Origin of the sequence: Nonomuraea sp. NPDC049646, from assembly GCF_044465525.1 — a bacterium.
In the GTDB taxonomy this organism is placed as follows: Bacteria; Actinomycetota; Actinomycetes; order Streptosporangiales; family Streptosporangiaceae; genus Nonomuraea.
The window spans coordinates 1-1,996 of the sequence record NZ_JBITLU010000045.1; the positions used below are offsets into that span (position 1 = coordinate 1).

Consider the following 1,996-nt stretch of genomic DNA (forward strand, 5'->3'; position numbering starts at 1 on the left):
TGTCTAGTCCCATGAGATGCCTGACGTTTCTGTCCCAGGACATAGGCGACAGGTGATCTAGGAAACATGGTCGACCTTGCGGGGCCGATGCACTTTGACGTTGCGGACCGGAAGGTCGGTGGTGCGGTGCACGGTACGCGGCCCCTCGTCCAGATCGATGGTCAGAGTGGTGTCGCTGACGTGCACCGTGACGACCCGGCCGACATACAGCCGGCCCAGGGAGACGGTCTGCCGGGTGACCATGATGACGCCGAAGGAGCTCGCACGCCGCTGCACCGTGATCGGCGACCGCTCCGGGACAGGCGGCGGGCCGGCAGGGCGAGCACCACGCAGCATCAGGCACCTCTGCCAGATCAACGGGTTCGGCCGCGTGCGCAGCAGCTGCCGGGTGTCAGGGTCGAGGAACATCAGGGTCTTCTCCTCGATCCGGATGGTGACCCGACGCCCGCCCAGGATCTCGGCGGCCAGCAGGTAGCGGCCGACCAGGCTGACCATGCCGTACTTGTTCACCGTCCGCTCCACCTCCACCACGGCGTCGTTCTCGGCCTACGGCAGCGGCGACGGCCCGGCCGGGCGGCCACCATCGGCGAACAGGCGGGCCAGGTCGTTGGTCGACAGGTGTGAGCGCAGGCTTTTGAGCCGCGCTCCGCCGACCAGCAAATGGATCACGTTCACGTCCGCCCAGAAGGTGATCACCTGACCGGCGCGGGCCGGGCCGAGCCAGAACTGCTTGCCGGCCACGCCCAGATTGCCGCTACCCGGCACTACCCGGTCGAACTCGATAGGGCCGCCCGACCAGGACGCCGCCGACCTCGTCGGACGCCTGGCCACCTGCGTGTCCTCGTTGCTGGGTTTGGGGCGCTTCGGCCCGGCAGCAGCGGCGTCGGCTGCATCGTCCGTGGCAGGTGCCGGGTCTGGTTGGGCGGTCAGGATGGTCGGCAGGCGCAGCGGCAGCAGCTCCCGCTCGGCCTCGCCCACCGGCGTGAACCGGTCGGCCGGGACGGCCATGTCCAGGCTCTGATGCGGTCTGGCGGTGTTGTAATGGGCCACCCACGCGTCCAGCTCGGCCTGGAACGCGGCCAGGTCCTCGAACGGGCCGGCGTCATCCAGCAGCTCGCGGCGCATGCTCTGATGGAAGCGCTCCACCTTCCCGGTCGTGGTGGGCGAGCGCGGCTGGGTGAGCCGGTGCACGATGGCGTTGTCCCGGCAGATCCGGTCGAACAGCACCTCACCGCCATGGCCGAACCGCGCGGTGAACTGCTTGCCGTTGTCCGTCAGCACCTCACCCGGCGCTCCGAACGCCCACAGCGCCTCGGTGAAGGCCAGGCAGACAGCCCGGCCGGTGGCCCGCACCACCGCTTTGGCGATCACGCAGAAGCGGGAGTGGTCGTCGACGCCGGTCACCACCTTGACCTCACGCCCATCGGCCAAGAACACGCCGCCGACGATGTCCATCTGCCATAACTCCATCGGCGCCGCACGCTGCCAGCGCCGATAGACCCGCTTACGCCGCCCCGCACCAGGCTCGATCAGCCCATGACGCACCAGCGCCCGATACACCCCCATCCGCGACGGCGGCGGATCGATCCCGCGCCGCCCGGCCTCGTGCGCCAGCCGGACCGGACCCCACCGCGGATGCTGCCGCCGAAGCTCACATACCAGCACCTCCACCTCCGCCCGCATCTGTGACGGAGACGAATGCGGCCGCCGCGAGCGATCCACCAGCCCGCCCAGCCCCGACTCCCGATAACGCGACACCCAGCCCGACAACGTCTGCCGCGCCACCCCGACCTCCCGGGAGACCTCGGTCACCGACGCGCCGGCCAGGACCGCCAGCACAGCCCGATACCGCTGCTCGACAACGGACATATCCACCAGGGCCAATCCCGGCCTCCTGACGCACGACGCCGCAACGACGCACGCCAGACTGGCCGACAACAGCACCTGTCACCCATGTCTTGGGATCGACGTGTCAAGCATGTCCCGGGACAGGACA

At 69.3% G+C, this 1,996-nt stretch carries 2 protein-coding genes; both read right to left on the reverse strand.

Annotation, left to right across the window (positions count from 1 at the left end; all coding sequences use genetic code 11):
* Positions 1-57: 57 nt before the first annotated feature.
* The gene (locus tag ACIBQ8_RS51145) at positions 58-531 is read right to left on the reverse strand and encodes a hypothetical protein (RefSeq protein WP_397195917.1); all 474 of its coding nucleotides are present in this window, start codon (positions 529-531) and stop codon (positions 58-60) included.
* Positions 532-546: 15 nt separating this feature from the next.
* On the reverse strand, positions 547-1,875 hold the full coding sequence (locus tag ACIBQ8_RS51150) for an IS481 family transposase (RefSeq protein ID WP_397195918.1): 1,329 nt from the start codon (positions 1,873-1,875) through the stop codon (positions 547-549).
* Positions 1,876-1,996: the final 121 nt, after the last annotated feature.